Source organism: Lewinella sp. IMCC34183, from assembly GCF_003390915.1.
Lineage (GTDB): Bacteria > Bacteroidota > Bacteroidia > Chitinophagales > Saprospiraceae > Neolewinella.
Map to the genome: position 1 here is coordinate 273,174 of NZ_QMEM01000002.1, position 16,357 is coordinate 289,530.

The window sequence follows — 16,357 nt, forward strand, 5'->3', positions numbered from 1 at the left end:
CCATGCAAGAACGCATCCTCACCTACATCAAGACCGAACTGCTGGCCGGAGAGCCGGCCGACCTGACCGCCCAGGACGACCTGCTGGGTAGCGGCCTCATCAGCTCCATGGCCGTGTTCCGGCTCATCGCCTTCCTCGAAGAAACCTTCCAGGTGCGCATCCCGCCCGAGGAGATGACCATCGATCACTTCATGACGGTCGACGCCATGACCGCCTTCGTGCGGGATCGCCAAGCCGCGGGCGTATGAGTCCCACCGCCCTGACCCCCGCGCAGCTGGCGCTCTGGACCGGGCAGCAGCTCGCCCCCGATTCGCCACAGTATAACTGCGCGTTCACCTTCAACCTGCGCGGCCCGCTCGACGTGGACCGCTTCCGGGCGAGCTTCCGTGCGCTGGTGGCCGAGTGCGACACCATGCGTACCGTGTTTCGGTCCCGGAACGGAGCGCCGCAGCAGCACGTGCTCCCCGACCTGCCGGGCGAACTGCGGGTGACGGACGGGCCGGCCTCCGTCCGCGAGCTCGAAGCGTGGCTCGAAACCCGTAGCGCCCGTGTCTTCGACCTGGAGGACGGTTGTGTAGATGCCGTACTGCTGCACCTGGGTACCGACCACCACCTCTTCTTCCTGAACCAGCATCACCTGATCGTTGACGCCTGGGGCGTAAGCGTGCAGTATACCCGCCTGGCGGAACTGTACGCAACGGGCGGGAACGCGGGTGCGGAGGAGACCAATCAACTGCCCTCCTTTTCGGCTTACCGCCGCGAGCTTGCGAAGGAGCAGCTGCTTCCCGACTACTGGGCCGACCGGCCCGCCGCCGCCCCGCCCCGCCTGGTGGGCCGGACCAACGCGGCGGGCAATTCCCGGTCGCCCCGGATCCGGATCGACCTGGGACCGGAGCGCATGGAGGCCCTGGACCGCCTGGCCGCCCGCCCCGACGTGCGGCACTTTACGCGGGACATGACCCGGTTCACCCTGCTGTCCACCGTATTAACGGCCTTCGTCCACCGTATCTCCGGCGCCGGGGACGTCACCCTCGGCACCCCCGCCGCCAACCGGACCACCCCCGCCGAGCGGCGGCTGCCGGCCCAGGTGATCGAGATGCTGCCCCTGTACGGGACGGTGGCTCCCGACGACACCTTCCTTTCGCTGCTCGGCCGGCAGCGCACCGCAGCCAATGCGTTCCTGGCCGCGGCCCGTCCCGGGGTGGTGCGCCCGGAACTCTCCGCCTCCTTCAACGTCGTGCTGAACTTCATCACGGCCACCTTCGGCGATTTCTCCCCCGCCGTAGCGTGCCGTACCCGCTGGCGCTCGCCCGGCCACGCCGACCCGGGCCACCACCTGCGGCTGCAGGTTCACGACCTTGATCGGAGCGGCCGGCTGACGCTGGAATTCGACCTGAATACGGCGGTGTTCGCGGACGCGGATCACCAGCGCGTACCCGCTCAGTTTCTACGGCTGCTCGACGCGATGACGTCCAACCCCGAACAGGGTATCGCGACCGCCGATCTACTGGGCGACGACGGGCGGGCGCGGCTCCTGGCTGCGGGGCGGGGCAAGGCATCCCCCCTGGCTTACCGATCCGTGCTGGAGATGATCGCCGAACAAGTGGCCCGCACCCCCGACCAGCCCGCCGTGGAAGGCCCCGGCGGCACGCTGACCTACGCGGAGCTCGACGCCCGCTCCGCCCGCCTGGCCGGCTTTCTCGGCGGCCGCCTCCGGACACCGGGCGGGATCGTGGGCCTCTTCCTGCCGCGTTCGGCTGACCTTCTCGTGGCCCTCCTCGCCTGCTGGCGGGCGGGACACACCTACGTGCCCCTGCCCACCGACGTGCCCGACGGCCGCCTGGAGCACATCCTGAAAGAGACGGACTGCGCCCTGGTCCTCACCGACGCCGCCCGGTTTCCGCGGGTGGAGGCGTACCGGGTATCGGCGGTGCTGCTGGACAGCGACGCGCAGCTGCTCGAGCGCACGCCACCCGTAGCGGGACTCCCGGCGGACTACCCCGCCCCGGCCTACGTCATGTACACCTCCGGCAGTACCGGTGCCCCCAAGGGGGTGGAGATCGGCCACCGCGCCCTGGCCGGCTACGTGGACTACGCCCGGCGGCGCTACGTGCGGTCCCCGGCACCGGCCTTTCCGCTCTTCACCACCATCGGCTTCGACCTGACGGTCACCTCGCTACTGACGCCGCTGACCTGCGGCGGTCGGGTGATCGTGTATCCCGAGCCCGCCCCCGGCACGCCCGACCTGGCCGTGGTGCAGGTGATGGACGACGACCGCTGCGACGTGGTCAAGCTGACGCCCTCCCACCTGGCCCTGTTGCGGGGACGCGACTACCGCGGCGCGCGGCTCCGCACCCTCATCGTGGGGGGCGAACAGTTCACCGCCGACCTGGCGCGGGAGGTGCGCGAGAACTTCCCCGCAGCTACGGACATCATCAACGAATACGGACCGACCGAGGCCACGGTAGGGTGCATCGAGACGAGCTATACCGGAGCGGGTGACGTGCACGGGGCCGTCCCGATCGGCCGCCCCGTCGACAACAGCGAGGCCCTGCTGTTGGACGACCGGGGGCAGCTCGTCCCCGACGGTATGACCGGTGAGCTGTACCTCGGCGGGCCCAACCTGGCCGACGGCTACCGGGGCCGCGCCGAGCTCACCGCCGAGCGGTTTGTCGACCACCCCTACCGGGCCGGGGAACGCCTGTACCGAACCGGCGACCGCGCCCGCCGCAATGTTACCGGAGACCTGGAATTCCTGGGCCGTGCCGACCGGCAGACCAAATGGCGGGGGTACCGCATCGAGCTCGACGGCATCGAGCAGGTGCTGGCCAGTCAGCCGGGGGTGCGGGCGGCGGCGGTGGACCTCATCGACCCCTCCGCCTGGGGGCGTACGCCGGTCGACCACTACTGTACCAACTGCGGGTTGCCGGCCAACTACCCCAGTGCGTCCTTCGACGAAGCCGGTGTCTGCCAGCTCTGTCGCGGCTTTGAGGACTACGCGGAGAAGGCGCGGGCCTACTTCCGCACCCTGAACGACTTCCAGGCCATCTTCGCCGACCGGCCGAGCCAACGGGGCGCCGAGTACGACTGTATCATGCTGCTGAGCGGGGGCAAGGACAGCACCTATGCCCTCGGACAGCTGGTGGAAATGGGGCTCAAGGTACTGGCCTTCACCCTCGACAACGGCTACATTTCCGAGCAGGCCCTGGACAACATCCGCCGCGTGGCCGACGACCTGGGCGTCGACGTACACTTCGGCCGGACGCCGGCGATGAACGAGATCTTCGTCGACAGCCTCCAGCGGCACTGCAACGTGTGCAACGGCTGCTTCAAGACGATCTATACCCTCAGCACCCAGGTGGCCCTGGAAAAGAAAATCCCCTACATCGTCACCGGGCTGTCGCGGGGGCAGTTCTTCGAGACGCGGCTCACCGAGGAGCTGTTCTGGGACGGCGGGGACGGCCCCGCGGACATCGACCGGGCGATCCTCGAGGCCCGCAAGGTGTACCACCGCGCCGACGACGCCGTAAAGAAGCTGCTGGATACCTCGGCCTTTGCCACCGACGAGGTCTTCGAGCGGGTACAGTTCCTGGACTTTTACCGCTACACCGACGCCACGCTGGACGAGATGTACGCCTACCTCGACGACCGGCTGCCCTGGGTGCGCCCCACGGACACCGGGCGGTCCACCAATTGCCTGATCAACCAGGTGGGGATCTTCGTCCACAAGAAGGAAAAGGGCTACAACAACTACGCCTTTCCCTACAGCTGGGACGTACGCATCGGCCACAAGGAGCGGGAGGCCGCCCTGGAGGAAATCAACGAGGAAGTCGACGTACCGGCCGTACAACGCATCATGGCCGAGATCGGCTACCGCAGCCCGTCGGAGCAGTACGACCGGCGACAACTGGTGGCCTACTACGTCGGCGCGGAAGGGACCACGCCCGCCGAACTGCGGGCCGGGATGGCGCGGCTGCTGCCCGACTACAGCCTGCCGCAACTGTTCGTCCCGCTCAACGAACTGCCGCTCACCCCCGCCGGGAAGGTGGACCGCACGGCCCTCGCGGGCCTGGGCGGCGTGCCGGAAGCGGAGAACACCGCCTACGAGGCCCCCGTCGGGGAGATCGAGGAACTGCTGGCCGAGATCTGGTCCGGCGTGCTGAGCCAGGAGCGGATCGGCCGCCACGAGAAATTCCTGGACCTCGGGGGACACAGCCTCACCGCCATTCGGCTGTCGGCCCGGATTTCCGAGGCCTTCGACATCCAGTTTCCGCTGCATCGCGTATTTGAGTACGCCACGATTGCCCTCCAGGGGGAATACCTGGAACAGACGCTTCTGCGTTTGCTGTCCGAGGCAGAACGTAACGACATCTCCTAGTCTGAACTCTCCATATATGTCTGATAGATTTACCCTTTTCCTCCTTCTTTGCATTTGCTCAATTGCCCTATCGGCCCAGGAGGTGAAGGGGCGGGTACTCACCGCCGACCGCAGCCCGGTCATCGGCGCCTACGTCATCCACCTCAACTCCGAGCACCACACCCACACCAACGAGCTAGGCAACTTCTCGCTCGAGGGGGTGGAGACCGGCGACAGCCTGCAGATCACCTACCTGGGGTACCGGACGCAGGTCGTGGCCGTGCCGCGTACCGGCGACGATCTGACCGTGCAGCTGCGGGAGAGCTTCTTCGACCTGGACGCCATCACGGTGCGGCCGAACCTGCGGTCCCTCAACGTGACCACCGACATCGACGCCCGCCTGCGGCCCGTCAACTCCGCCCAGGACGTACTGCGTCGCGTGCCCGGCATGGTGATCGGCCAGCACGCCGGCGGCGGCAAGGCCGAGCAGATCTTCCTGCGGGGCTTCGACATCGACCACGGCACCGACGTGGCGATCTCCGTGGAGGGCATGCCGGTCAACATGGTCAGTCACGCCCACGGGCAGGGCTACGCCGACCTCCACTTCATCATTCCGGAGGCCATCGAGAAGATCGACTACGGCAAGGGGCCCTACTACGCCGATCAGGGCAACTTCGCCACCGCCGGCTACGTCGATTTCGACCTGAAGGAGAAACTCGACGGCTCGCTCATCACCGCCGAGGCCGGCTCCTTCAATACCCTGCGCGCCGTGGGGCTCTTCGACCTGCTTGACGCCCCGAGCAGCAGCGCTTACCTGGCTACGGAGTACATCCTCACCGACGGGCCCTTCGTCTCCAGCCAGCACTTCAACCGCCTCAACCTGATGGGCCGCTACACAACCGAACTGGCCAGCGGCAGTAAGCTCTCCCTCCTCGCCAGCCACTTCGAGAGCAAGTGGGACGCCTCCGGGCAGATCCCCGTCCGGGCCGTGGAGGACGGTACCATCGGACGCTTCGGCGCCATCGACGATACCGAGGGCGGCTACACCGGCCGCAGCAACCTGGCCGGCGAATTCCTGCGCGTAGTGGACCGCAATACCTTCGTAAAGACCAATGCCTACTACAGCCGCTACGATTTCGAGCTGTTCTCCAACTTCACCTTCTTCCTGGAAGACCCCGTCAATGGCGACCAGATCCGGCAGCACGAGGACCGCGAGCTGTTCGGCTTCAAGTCCGAGTTGCAGCACGGCTTCCGGACCAGCGGCGGCGAGGGAAGCCTCAAGGCGGGCCTGGGCCTCCGCTACGACAACAGCGACGACGTGGAGTTGAGCCGCACCCGCAACCGACAGGAGCTGCTGGAGCGGCTGCAGTTCGGGGACATCGACGAGACCAACCTCTTCGCCTACGTCGGGGCCGACCTGGAATACGGCAACCTGCTCATCAACCCGGCGGTCCGGGTAGACCACTTTGTGTTCAACTACGTCGATAAACTCCAGCCCACCTACGACCGGCAGGAGCAGCGCAAATCGGCCGTGAGCCCCAAGCTGAACTTCCTCTACACCGTCAACGATCAGACCCAGCTCTTTCTCAAGACGGGCATCGGTTTCCACGCCAACGACACGCGCGTCGTACTCGACCAGGGTGCCGACGCCATCCTGCCGGCCGCCTACGGCGCCGACCTGGGGGGCATCTTCCGGCCAAGCCGCCGCCTGTTCCTGAACGCCGCGCTCTGGTACCTCTACCTGGAGCAGGAGTTTGTATACGTCGGTGACGCCGGCATCGTGGAGCCCAGCGGCGAGACCCGCCGCCTGGGTATCGACTTCGGGGCCCGGTACCAGATCACCGACTGGCTCTTCGCCGACGCCGACGTGAACTACGCCCTGGCCCGCAGCATCGGGGAGCCGGAGGGTGCCAACTACATCCCGCTGGCCCCCGACCTGACCAGCACCGGCGGACTCAACGTCCTGGAGGATCGGCTCTCCGGCGGCATTCGCTACCGCTTCGTCAACGACCGCCCCGCCAACGAGGATAACTCCATCGTGGCCGACGGCTACTTCATCCTGGACGCCAACGTGAACTACACCTTCGGCCCGCTGTCCGTAGGCCTCGTACTCGAAAACCTCCTCGACGCGGAGTGGAACGAAACCCAGTTCGCCACGGAGTCGCGCCTGCGCAACGAGGCGAACCCCGTGGAGGAAATCCACTTTACGCCCGGTACCCCCCGCTTCGTACGCGGCGTGGTGCGGTACCGCTTCTGATCCCTTACCGTATGCGCTTCATCCTGTTGTTCACGCTTTTCCTGCCGCTGCGGGCCACCGTCTCCGCCCAGGCGCCCTTCGAGGGAACCATCGTCTACGATTTTACCTTCCGCGACCGGACCGGGCAAATGACCGACGAGCAGGCCCGCACCTTTCTTGGAACGGAGCAGACCTACCGCATCCGGGGGGGCAGCTACGCCAGCCAGCTGGACGGGCTCGTAGGGATGACCGTGGTGTACCAGGGCGGCGACAGCCTCTTTACCTACTTCCTCAATGCTCCCCAGGTGCTGTACAACGTGGTGACGGTAGCGGACGACTCCCTCATCAGCTACACGATCGAGGAGGATGTAGCCGAGATCGCCGGCGTGCCTTGCGACCTGCTCACGATTCTGTCCCGGGCCGGCACCACCCGATACTACTACAGTACGGACTACCCGGCCGACGCGCGGCTGTTTGCCCGCCACCGCTTCGGCTGGTGGTCGCTCTGTACCGAGCTCACCGGCTCCCTGCCCCTGAAGACCGTCACGGATCTGGAGCACTTGTACACCGAAGGGACGGCGCGAATCATCCGCGCCGAACCCGTCAACGACGCGGCCTTTGCGGTCCCCGACCGGCCGCGGGTAGCGGCACCGACGGAGTAAGGCTATCTTGCTCGGAAACTAATCCAAGCCGTGCCCCAACGCCCCGCCGACCGCCGTCATACCTTGCTCGCCGTGCTGGACTGGGGCCTCGGCCACGCCAGTCGTAGCCTGGCCCTGGCCCGCCGGCTGGAGGCGGAGGGCGACCGAATCAGCTGGGCCAGCAGCGGCCCGGCCGCGGAGATGCTGCGCCGCGAACTGCCCGGGACCACGGTACACGAATTGCCCGCCTACCGCGTGACCTACGCCAGCAAACGCATGGCCTGGAACGTGGCCCGGCAGGCGTGGCGCTGGCAACGGACGCTGCGGGCCGAGAAAAAGGCCACCGCCGTCCTGGTAGAGCAACTGGGCATCGACCGCATCGTTTCCGATAGCCGCTTCGGTTGCCATCACCCGGCGGTACCCTCCGTGTTCCTTACCCACCAGCTTCACCCCATCACCCACTTTGCACCCGCGTCCGCGGCTTACCGCCTGCAGCTCGGGCGGTTCGACGAGTACTGGGTGCCCGACGATCCGGGGCACGATCGCCTGAGCGGGAAGCTGTCCGACCCGGCCGGCTACGATAACGTCCGCTTCATCGGCCCGCTGCCCCACCTGGCGCCCGCTTCGGGGGGCGACCCCAGTGCCCTGCTGGCCCTGCTGTCCGGCCCCGAACCCATGCGTACCCGCCTGGAAGAGATTCTGCTGCCCCAGCTTGACGCCCTGCCCTACCCCGTCAAGGTCGTCCGCGGCCTGCCCAGCGACGCCGTCCCACCGGCGACCGGCCACGCCTACGAGATCCGCAACTTCGCCGATACCGCTACGCTGTCACCCCTGCTCACCGCCGCCCGCTTCGTGGTGGCCCGGCCGGGCTATTCCACGCTGATGGACCTGCGCGCGCTCAATAAAAAGGCCATCCTGATACCTACGCCGGGACAGACGGAGCAGGCCTACCTCGCACAGCGTGCCCAACTGCAGGGCTGGGCCGTAGCCGTGATGGACCAGGACAAGCTGCACCTCAAGGAATCCCTCGAGCGGCTGGCCGGCGAGCGGCTATTGCGCGATTACTGACGTCAGCCCAGCCGGCCCAGGGCATCCCGCATCGCCCGCTGCCGGTCGCGGGCGGCCACCACGGTGGGGGCCGCCGCCCGTACGCGACAGTCCTCGATCGGACAGCGCTCACAGGTGGTATTCACCGTGACCCGGGGGATGGCGGGGTCGTCGACGAAGGCGATCTCGCGGTGCAGGGCGTCGTTGATGAGCAGCCCCAGGGTGACGCTGACGTTCTTACCCGGTTCGGGATAATCGGTGCGGGCCAGGGTCAGGCAGAGGTACTCGTCGTCCGTACCGTAATAGTGGCTGCGTTGGGCGTCGATGCGCAGGTCGTCGCCGGCCGGCTCGCCCATCTCCTGCAGCAGGCTGATACTGACCCAGCGGCGGCAGTAGTGCTCGAGCAGGCCGTTTTCGTGGGGGTGGTGGCGGCGACTCAGGTGAAGCTCCTTATCGATCACGAAGTCGTCGGTGCCCCGGTCGTGAGCGAACCGCAGGAAGAACAGTTCGCGCAACCCGATGAATTGGGGGATGACGTTCGTCAGGCGGTGGTAGAACATCTCCGGCGTGGCGTTAAATCGCCGCATCAGGTCGAGGAAGGCGGCGGCGCCCCACCGTTCCCGCCGGAAGAATTCGCGTAAGGCATCGGTAAACGGCCCCAGGGGCAGGTGCAGGGCCACGCTGAAGTAGGTAGCCTTGCTGTGGTTCAGCACCTCATCGAAGACCCGCCCGCGAAGGATGCTGCTGGTATTGGCGCGCTCCTTGAGCTTGAGGTAGTTGAAGGCGATCTCCTTGCCAAACTGGAAGCTGCGCTGCACCGGCGTGAGCTTGCCGTTGAGGAGAAGCTGCCCGGAGTCCGGCACGTACACGGACCGGAGGCTCTGCAGGGCGGGCTCGCCGTCCAGCCCTCCCGGAACGATAGTGTAGCGGTAGCGATCCTGCAGAAGTTCGGCGAGGATCCGGGGCGGCAGCGGCCGTACGCCGGGCAGGTTGAATTGCTCGGCAAAGCTTTCCACTGCCCGCTCCAGCTCCGGAAAATAGTTGGCATTGAGTTCCAGGTAGGACCGCAACGCGGCGAAGTAGAAATTTTCTTCCCGGAGGGCGTAGCTGCGGCTGATCTCGAGCAACGTACTGATGAACGCCCCAACCTGCAGGGGCGCGGCCGCGATGATCTCGGCTACCTTACTCAGTTCGATACCGAAGAGTTCCAGCGGCAGCTCGTTGAGGAAGTTGGACTGCAGCAGGCGACTTACGGGTGCCAGTTCGCGCCCCAGGTCGCCGTCGGTCAGTTCGGCGGTGGTGGTACCGAGGGCGGCGGCCAGCTGGCCGACCTTGTCGTGCTTCGGAAACTTCTTTCCCTTTTCGATCTCGTTCAGGTACGAAAGCGAAATGCCCGTCAGCTTGGACAGCTGGTCGAAACTGAAGCCCCGCTGTAGCCGAAGTTGCTTGACCTTCAGGCCGAAGATGATGCGCTCGTTCGCGGTCTTTACACTCATTGCGGCCAATTTACGTCGGACGCCGCGAAATTTCGCCGCACCGGCGTACCCGCCTTACCCTACTTCCATTCGAGGGTTTCGATGATCCGGAAGATGTCCTCCTTCACGTAGGCCGTTACCGGGGCCAGGGAATCGGGATTGACCTGTGTCTCGAAGTACAGCGCCCCCCGCAGGAAGTGGCGGGTGGTATCCGTGAGGAAAAACTGAAAGGGGCTGGCGGCGGGACCGGCAATGTCGAACGCCACGCCGTGGACGTCGGCGTCCGCGCGGTGCACGACAATCTCCTCGATGTCGCTCGCGCGCTGGTTGTGTACCCCGACGAGCTGAAAAGCTTCGTCGCGAAGCTCTTCCCACTGGGCGTAGGAGGTAACGGGATAGTAGCTGAAGTGGATCTTGCCGTTGAGGGCGGGGGCCAGGTCCAGATTGAACCAGCAGGAATCGGCCGGGGCCTCGTCGAAAAAGCTGGTCTCCCGCACGACTTCGGCGGACGCCGGCCGCTCGAAGGTGAACGGACAGTAGCTGGCCCCCAGGGGCGCGTAGGCGCGGGGCGGATAGTCCACGCGGGGATAGGAGCGGGGTTTCGGAACGGGGGGTACGTCGTCGCCGCAGGCGGTAAGGCCCACGAAAAAGAGGCTACAGAGCAGAAGGAATCGCATGCGACCCTAACGCCTGTAACCTCTCCAGGGATTGCCGTACCGGCGGGATTACTTCCAGTCGCTGCACATGACACCGTTGGCGGTCTTCAGGATGACCTGGCGGCGCAGGACGTCTTCCTTCTCCACGGACAGTACGAATCGGCCCTCGGGCAGGTCGTCCAGGATCAGGTTAATGCAGTATCCGTTGTGCTTGTTGACGATATCCCGAAAGTAGACCGCGCCGGTGGACAAGCTGCTGAGTTTGACTTTTGTCCGGGTCTGCTCCAGGTTGGCGAGTGTAAGCATCAGGGCGTTGTCGCCGAGGGAGCTGCGGGTGATCAGGGGGTTGACCGCGGTGGCTAACGCAGGCATTGGCGCGGGCACGGAAGCGGAGAGAGGGGCAGCCACCAGGGCGATAAGCAGGGAAAAGAGCAAGGGTTTCATAGCGAAGGAATTGCGGGTTAGTGATTGTAACTGAGGTCGTTACCGTTAATGACGACAAGGTGCGGGGGGCGTTGCACCTTTGCCAACTTTTCCCGATGAGCCAGGGCGGAATGTCGACGAAACCGGCCGCCGGGCCACCGCACTTCCCGGCCCCCGCTCCTGTTAGGGAGGCATGAACCCCTCGTTACCCGACCTTCCGGACCTGACCCGGGACGAAAAACTGCACCTGCTGGAGCAGTTGCTCAATGGCCTGGCCCGCGACGGCGTGATCTCGAACGCGACCCTGATGACCGTTGCCACCGACGTAATGGAACTGGATTACCGGAACGACGACGACCTGCTCTGCTTTCAGTGCCTTGACAACGAATCCCCCCACGAATGAAGCGCGGCGAAATCTGGCTGATCAATCTCGACCCCACCGTCGGTGCCGAGATTTCCAAGCGCCGACCGGCACTGATCGTCAGCGCCGACGACGTGGGCCGCCTCCCGCTCCGGCTGGTGGCTCCGATAACCAACTGGAAGGATCACTACCGGCTGGTGCCCTGGATGATCCGCCTGCCCAGCGATGCGACGACCGGCCTTGACAAGGACAGCAGCGCCGACTGCTTCCAGACCCGCAGCATCAGCGAAAAGCGGATGATCCAGAAGATCGGCGAGGCCACTCCGGATCAGGTGGACCGTGCCGTACACGGGCTGACCGTGGTGCTGGGCCTCGACCACTGATCTCCGCCCACGACGGCACCCCCGTGCCCACTAAAATCTTACCCCACGTGAAGGACCTAACGAAAACCTCCGACTTACTCGCGCAACTCCGGGAATTCGACATCTTCCAGGACGTCGAGGACTCCGCCCTGCAGTGGCTGATCGAGAAATCGGACTACGTACTCTACCCGAAGGACGACCACATCTTCCGCGCCGGCGAACGCGCCGACCACATGCAGGTGTTGTTGCGCGGCGAATACGTCATCCGTCGCGAAAGCAACGGACGCCGTCAGGACCTGGGTATGTGGAAGGCACCCACCGTAGGGGGCGTCCTACCCTTCAGCCGCATGGTGGAAACGCAGGCCGAGGGGATCTGCCTCCGTGATACCTACGTGCTGCTGCTGCACCGCGACTGCTTCGTGGAGATGGTCAATACCAGCTACGCCCTAACCCAGGCTTTGGTGACGGTGATGACCAACCGGGTTCGCGACTTTCAGCAGATGCGCCTGATGGACGAGAAGTTACTGGCCCTGGGCAAGATGAGCGCCGGCCTCGCCCACGAGCTTAATAATCCAGCCTCGGCCATTCTCCGCAGCAGCCAGGAGCTGCACCGCCACCTCGTACAAACCCCGGAACGCTTCAAGGCGGTGATCACCATGCAGGTCGCCGAAGAAGCGGTCGACCGGCTTAATACCATCCTGTTCGACCGCGTCCGGGAGGCACCCGGGGAACCCGAGCTGAGCCTGATGGAAAGCGAGGACCTGTACGATGACATATGCGACTGGCTCACCCAGCGGGAAGTCAGTGACCGCGATTGCCTGGTGGATACCTTCGTGGACTGGCACTTTCGCCCCGAATACCTCGACGAGATCGCGGCCGTCATCCCCGACGCGGCACTATCTCCCGTGCTGCAGTGGGTAGAAACCAACCTGACCACCGAGGCCCTGGTTACCGAGATTCAGGCCGCCAGCGGGCGCATCTCCGACCTGGTGCGCTCCATCAAAACCTACAGCCACATGGACCAGGATCCCAGCCTGGAAATGGTGGACATTCACGAAGGCCTCCGCTCGACGGTCACCATGCTGAAGCACGTACTGAAGAAGAAAAACGTGCGCATCGTCAAGGAACTGGGGAGCGACATTCCCAAAGTAAAGGCCCTGGCCGGTGAACTCAATCAGGTATGGACCAATTTGCTGAGCAACGCCCTGGATGCGATGCCCGAGCGGGACGGCCGCCTCACATTGCGCACCTTCACCGAGCGCGACTGCGTCTGCGTGGAGGTGGAGGACAACGGGCCCGGTATACCGGAAGATATCCAGAGCCGCATTTTCGAACCCTTCTTCACTACCAAGGGCATCGGTGAGGGAACGGGCATGGGGCTGGACATCGTGCGACGCGTCATCGACCACCACAACGGCATGGTGAAGGTCGAGAGCGAACCGGGCCGGACGGTGTTCCGCGTGTGCTTCCCCGTCGAATAGTCTTTTTCGCGCCTGCCGTGTTGCATGCCCCCCCTTCCCTCGTTTTTTATCCCTACTCCCCATGGCCAGAGACCGTAAACCCATTATCCTGTCGGTCGACGACGACCAGCAGGTACTCCGCTCCCTTAAACGCGACCTGCGCAACCAGTACCAGGCCGACTACCGCATCGTCAGCACGACCAAGCCCGCCGAGGCCCTGGAAGCCGTGGAAGACCTGAAGCGGAAAGGAGAAACCATCGCGATGTTCCTGTCCGACCAGCGCATGCCGGAAATGCTCGGCGTAGAGTTCCTGGAGCGGGCCCGGCCGCACTACCCGGCCGCGAAGCGCGTCCTGCTGACCGCGTACAGCGATACCGACGCGGCCATCAAGGCCATCAACGACGTACAACTGGACTACTACCTGCTCAAGCCGTGGGACCCGCCGGAGGAAAAGCTATACCCCGTGATCGGCGAGCTGCTGGAGGACTGGAAACTCACCCACCGCCCGGCGTTCCAGGGTATCCGCGTGATCGGCTACCAGTACTCGCCCAAGTCGCACAACGTCAAGGACTGGCTGGCGGCCAACCTCCTCCCCTACGAGTGGGTCGATGCCCGCAGCGAGAAGGGGGAAGAGCTGGTAAAGCTTCACCACTGCAAGGTCGTGGAGCTACCGCTCGTCCTTCTGGAGGACGGCACCGCCCTTAGCGACCCCGCCCTGGACGACCTGGCCGAAGCCCTCGGCATGAGCGCCACGGTACAGGAGGACCTCTACGACGTGGTCATCATCGGTTCCGGTCCGTCCGGTATGGCGGCGGCGGTCTACGGCGGATCGGAGGGACTGAAGACCCTGGTCATCGAAAAGCGGGCCCCCGGCGGACAGGCCGGGAGCAGCAGCCGGATCGAGAACTACCTCGGCTTCCCCAGTGGCCTCTCCGGCTCCGAACTGACCCGGCGGGCCATGGCCCAGACGCTCCGGTTCGGCGTGGAAGTGGTATCGCCGCGCGAGGTGACCAACATCGAGATCCGCGACAACTACAAGATCCTTACGCTCGACGATGACAGCCAGGTGAAGACCAAGACCGTCATCCTCACCACGGGGGTCCAGTACCGGATGCTCGAGGCCGAGGGGGCCGACCGCTTCAACGGGGCGGGCGTATACTACGGAGCGGCCATCACGGAAGCCAAAGCCTGCGAGAACCAGAACGTATTCGTCGTGGGCGGCGGCAACAGCGCCGGGCAGGGCGCCGTGTACCTGTCCAAATTCGCGCGTCACGTAACCATCCTCATCCGCAAACCCGACCTCACCAGCAGCATGTCGAGCTACCTCATCGACCAGATCGACGAGATCGAGAACATTACGGTGCAGGGGTACCGGGAGGTGATCAAGGTGTGCGGCGACGACGACCACCTCCAACGCCTGGTACTGCAGAACCTGGAGGACGACAGTACCTACGAAATAGACGCAGACGCCCTGTTCATCTTCATCGGCGCGCGGCCCCGTACCGAGTGGCTGGAGGCCGGACAGATCATGACCGACAAGCGCGGTTTCGTGATCACCGGCCGGGATCTGCTCGCCTCCCCCAGCCGCCGCAAGGGGTGGTCGCTGGAGCGCAACCCCTTCCTGCTGGAAACCTGCCAGCCGGGCATCTTCGCCGCCGGCGACGTGCGCAGCGGAGCCATGAACCGCGTGGCCTCCGCCGTGGGCGAAGGTGCCATGGCCATCAAGTTCGTCCACGAATACCTCTCCGAGTTTTAGGCGCTTACTTGGTCACGGCTTCCCAGATCGCGTAGAGCGCCAACAGCAGCTTGAGCAGCAGCGATACCGCTTCCAACCAGGGCTTCTTGCGGGCGAGCTTGTCGGTCTTCTCGGTCGGAGTAAGCGGATACGTGACGATCACCACGATGATGTCGCGCAGCCGGTCCCGGTCGTCGTCGGGCGGCGTATCCGACCTGCGGTCGGGATTCGGTACATTTCGCCGGTCGGGACGCTGGACGCCGCTGCCGGTTGGGTTCTTGGTGTTATGGGCTGACATGCTTTGAAATTGAGACGAATGATTCCCTCTAGCGGCCTGACAAAAATAGTTGTTTTTTATCTCTTAACAAACATTTTGTTTTAAACAAACAGCCTTGAACGCCCGTAAAGTTTCCTTCCTCAACGCTTCCGGCCAGGAACTCTCCGCCCGCCTGGAGCTCCCCGTCAACCGCCATCCGTACGCCTTCGCGGTCTTCGCCCACTGCTTTACCTGCGGACAGACGCTCACCGCTATTCACAACATCTGCCGGGAGCTCAACCTCCAGGGTATCGGGGTGCTGCGCTTTGACTTTACCGGCATCGGGGAAAGCGAGGGCGACTTCGTGGACACCACCTTCACCACCAACATCACCGACCTGGAGGCCGCCGCGGACTATCTCGCCGAGCACCACCTCGCCCCCGCCCTGCTGGTCGGGCACAGTCTCGGCGGAGCGGCGGTACTCTGCGCGGCGCCGCGGATCCCCTCCGTCCGCGCGGTGGCCACCATCGGCGCGCCCTTCTCGCCCGACCACGTGGCCCAACACTTTCAGGAGGAACTGGAAACGATCACCGCGGAGGGCGACGCTACCGTCTCCATCGGCGGCCGGCCCTTCCGGATCGCCCGGCAGTTCGTCGAAGACCTCGGCAACCACCAACTCGACCGCCGCATCCGCGATATGGAGGCCGCCCTGCTGATCCTGCACTCCCCGCAGGACCGCACCGTCTCCATCGACGAGGCTGCCAAGCTGTACACCGCCGCCCGCCACCCAAAGAGCTTCGTAAGCCTCGACGGTGCCGACCACCTGCTCTCGGACGCCGACGACAGCCACTACGCCGGCCAGGTGATCGCCGGCTGGTCGCGCCGCTACCTGCCCGTACCCGAAGCCTCCCCCCTGCGCAGCGAGCACAACGTGGCCGTACGCCTCGCCGGTGAGGGATACACCACCGAGGTGATGGTCCGCCAGCACCACCTGACCGCCGACGAACCGGTAAAGGTGGGGGGCAACGACTTCGGCCCCGGTCCCTACGAGCTCGTCAGTGCGGGCCTGGGTGCCTGTACCGCCATGACCATCCAGATGTACGCCCGCCGCAAAAAGTGGCCCGTAGAGGAAGTGGAGGTCCACCTTAACCACAAGAAAGATTACACCACCGACCTGCTCGAATCCGACGACAAGCACTCCAAGATCGATCAGTTTGAGCGGGTCATCGCGATCCGGGGTGAGCTTACCGACGAGCAGCGCGAACGGCTGCTGGAGATCGCCGACCGCTGCCCCGTCCACCGCACGCTGCACGAAACGGTGGAAGTGACCACCCGATTGAAGTAAGTC

At 65.0% G+C, this 16,357-nt stretch carries 14 protein-coding genes; 10 read left to right on the forward strand and 4 right to left on the reverse strand.

The window, feature by feature from the left end:
* Nucleotides 1-2: 2 nt before the first annotated feature.
* Genes DQG19_RS06375 through DQG19_RS06395 form a run of 5 tightly spaced genes read left to right on the forward strand, consistent with a single transcriptional unit; the run spans nucleotide 3 to nucleotide 8,302 of the window.
* Entirely contained in the window at nucleotides 3-248 is a 246-nt protein-coding gene (locus DQG19_RS06375) for an acyl carrier protein (protein WP_116125406.1), read from the forward strand.
* Nucleotides 245-4,378, forward strand: coding sequence for a non-ribosomal peptide synthetase (locus DQG19_RS06380; RefSeq protein ID WP_116125407.1), 4,134 nt, complete (start codon nucleotides 245-247; stop codon nucleotides 4,376-4,378). The genes DQG19_RS06375 and DQG19_RS06380 overlap by 4 nt, the downstream gene beginning before the upstream one ends.
* Nucleotides 4,379-4,394: 16 nt before the next feature.
* Nucleotides 4,395-6,614 carry a TonB-dependent receptor gene (locus DQG19_RS06385; RefSeq protein ID WP_116125408.1) on the forward strand — a complete coding sequence of 740 codons (2,220 nt, stop codon included), beginning with the start codon at nucleotides 4,395-4,397 and terminating at the stop codon, nucleotides 6,612-6,614.
* 11 nt (nucleotides 6,615-6,625) lie between these two features.
* Nucleotides 6,626-7,255 carry a hypothetical protein gene (locus DQG19_RS06390; RefSeq protein WP_116125409.1) on the forward strand — a complete coding sequence of 210 codons (630 nt, stop codon included), beginning with the start codon at nucleotides 6,626-6,628 and terminating at the stop codon, nucleotides 7,253-7,255.
* A gap of 30 nt (nucleotides 7,256-7,285) precedes the next feature.
* Nucleotides 7,286-8,302: a glycosyltransferase gene (locus DQG19_RS06395; RefSeq protein ID WP_116125410.1), complete on the forward strand. Its 1,017-nt coding sequence runs from the start codon at nucleotides 7,286-7,288 to the stop codon at nucleotides 8,300-8,302.
* Between the two features lie 2 nt (nucleotides 8,303-8,304).
* On the opposite strand, the gene DQG19_RS06400 is transcribed toward DQG19_RS06395, so the two are convergent.
* Genes DQG19_RS06400 through DQG19_RS06410 form a run of 3 tightly spaced genes read right to left on the reverse strand, consistent with a single transcriptional unit; the run spans nucleotide 8,305 to nucleotide 10,856 of the window.
* A complete protein-coding gene (locus tag DQG19_RS06400; RefSeq protein WP_116125411.1) occupies nucleotides 8,305-9,777 on the reverse strand; it encodes a helix-turn-helix domain-containing protein in 1,473 nt (490 codons plus the stop codon).
* Nucleotides 9,778-9,836: 59 nt separating this feature from the next.
* Nucleotides 9,837-10,433 carry a hypothetical protein gene (locus DQG19_RS06405; RefSeq protein ID WP_116125412.1) on the reverse strand — a complete coding sequence of 199 codons (597 nt, stop codon included), beginning with the start codon at nucleotides 10,431-10,433 and terminating at the stop codon, nucleotides 9,837-9,839.
* 48 nt (nucleotides 10,434-10,481) lie between these two features.
* Nucleotides 10,482-10,856, reverse strand: a complete 375-nt coding sequence (locus DQG19_RS06410) for a hypothetical protein (protein WP_116125413.1) — start codon at nucleotides 10,854-10,856, stop codon at nucleotides 10,482-10,484.
* A gap of 172 nt (nucleotides 10,857-11,028) precedes the next feature.
* Here DQG19_RS06410 and DQG19_RS06415 point away from each other — a divergent pair, with 172 nt between their 5' ends.
* From DQG19_RS06415 to DQG19_RS06430, 4 genes are all read left to right on the forward strand, one after another.
* Nucleotides 11,029-11,238, forward strand: coding sequence for a hypothetical protein (locus DQG19_RS06415; RefSeq protein ID WP_116125414.1), 210 nt, complete (start codon nucleotides 11,029-11,031; stop codon nucleotides 11,236-11,238).
* A complete protein-coding gene (locus DQG19_RS06420; protein ID WP_116125415.1) occupies nucleotides 11,235-11,579 on the forward strand; it encodes a type II toxin-antitoxin system PemK/MazF family toxin in 345 nt (114 codons plus the stop codon). The genes DQG19_RS06415 and DQG19_RS06420 overlap by 4 nt, the downstream gene beginning before the upstream one ends.
* A 47-nt stretch (nucleotides 11,580-11,626) precedes the next feature.
* Nucleotides 11,627-13,039: a sensor histidine kinase gene (locus DQG19_RS21540; RefSeq protein ID WP_116125416.1), complete on the forward strand. Its 1,413-nt coding sequence runs from the start codon at nucleotides 11,627-11,629 to the stop codon at nucleotides 13,037-13,039.
* A 61-nt stretch (nucleotides 13,040-13,100) separates the two neighbouring features.
* A complete protein-coding gene (locus DQG19_RS06430; RefSeq protein ID WP_116125417.1) occupies nucleotides 13,101-14,774 on the forward strand; it encodes an FAD-dependent oxidoreductase in 1,674 nt (557 codons plus the stop codon).
* Between the two features lie 4 nt (nucleotides 14,775-14,778).
* On the opposite strand, the gene DQG19_RS06435 is transcribed toward DQG19_RS06430, so the two are convergent.
* On the reverse strand, nucleotides 14,779-15,051 hold the full coding sequence (locus DQG19_RS06435; RefSeq protein ID WP_116125418.1) for a hypothetical protein: 273 nt from the start codon (nucleotides 15,049-15,051) through the stop codon (nucleotides 14,779-14,781).
* A 94-nt stretch (nucleotides 15,052-15,145) separates the two neighbouring features.
* Between DQG19_RS06435 and DQG19_RS06440 the strand changes: the two genes are divergently transcribed.
* Nucleotides 15,146-16,354, forward strand: coding sequence for a bifunctional alpha/beta hydrolase/OsmC family protein (locus DQG19_RS06440; protein ID WP_116125419.1), 1,209 nt, complete (start codon nucleotides 15,146-15,148; stop codon nucleotides 16,352-16,354).
* Nucleotides 16,355-16,357 lie beyond the last annotated feature (3 nt).

What these genes read in the sequence shown, in the direction of transcription:
- DQG19_RS06420 (WP_116125415.1), top strand. Translation starts at nt 11,235, where the DNA reads ATGAAGCGCGGCGAAATCTGGCTGATCAATCTCGACCCCACCGTCGGT.
- DQG19_RS06405 (WP_116125412.1), bottom strand. Translation starts at nt 10,433, where the DNA reads ATGCGATTCCTTCTGCTCTGTAGCCTCTTTTTCGTGGGCCTTACCGCC.
- DQG19_RS06390 (WP_116125409.1), top strand. Translation starts at nt 6,626, where the DNA reads ATGCGCTTCATCCTGTTGTTCACGCTTTTCCTGCCGCTGCGGGCCACC.
- DQG19_RS06380 (WP_116125407.1), top strand. Translation starts at nt 245, where the DNA reads ATGAGTCCCACCGCCCTGACCCCCGCGCAGCTGGCGCTCTGGACCGGG.
- DQG19_RS06400 (WP_116125411.1), bottom strand. Translation starts at nt 9,777, where the DNA reads ATGAGTGTAAAGACCGCGAACGAGCGCATCATCTTCGGCCTGAAGGTC.
- DQG19_RS06375 (WP_116125406.1), top strand. Translation starts at nt 3, where the DNA reads ATGCAAGAACGCATCCTCACCTACATCAAGACCGAACTGCTGGCCGGA.
- DQG19_RS06415 (WP_116125414.1), top strand. Translation starts at nt 11,029, where the DNA reads ATGAACCCCTCGTTACCCGACCTTCCGGACCTGACCCGGGACGAAAAA.
- DQG19_RS06430 (WP_116125417.1), top strand. Translation starts at nt 13,101, where the DNA reads ATGGCCAGAGACCGTAAACCCATTATCCTGTCGGTCGACGACGACCAG.
- DQG19_RS06435 (WP_116125418.1), bottom strand. Translation starts at nt 15,051, where the DNA reads ATGTCAGCCCATAACACCAAGAACCCAACCGGCAGCGGCGTCCAGCGT.
- DQG19_RS06410 (WP_116125413.1), bottom strand. Translation starts at nt 10,856, where the DNA reads ATGAAACCCTTGCTCTTTTCCCTGCTTATCGCCCTGGTGGCTGCCCCT.
- DQG19_RS06385 (WP_116125408.1), top strand. Translation starts at nt 4,395, where the DNA reads ATGTCTGATAGATTTACCCTTTTCCTCCTTCTTTGCATTTGCTCAATT.